The 223-nt window shown below is 65.0% G+C and carries 1 protein-coding gene; it reads left to right on the forward strand.

From position 1 onward, the window contains the following. A partial coding sequence (locus tag EXE44_RS19640) for a DUF5815 family protein (protein ID WP_241991926.1) occupies positions 1 to 223 on the forward strand: 223 nt, incomplete at both ends.

The following is a 223-nucleotide window of genomic DNA, read 5'->3' on the forward strand; positions in this document are numbered from 1 at the left end:
GAGACGACGAGCGAGGAGATGCCGGAGTTCGACACGCCGCACCTGCTCGGCGTGGTGTTAGAGGAGTTTCCGGAGGCCGTCGTCGCGCACGACGCCAGCGAGAACGCGGACGTGGGGTACGCGATGGCGTGGGTCACCCGGTTCGACTCGCGCCGACTCCACGAGATTGTCGTCGAACTTGTCATCGAACTGATGGAACACGCAGTGAGCCACGCCGACGACG

Source organism: Halorubrum sp. SS7, assembly GCF_005435055.1.
Lineage (GTDB): Archaea > Halobacteriota > Halobacteria > Halobacteriales > Haloferacaceae > Halorubrum > Halorubrum salinarum.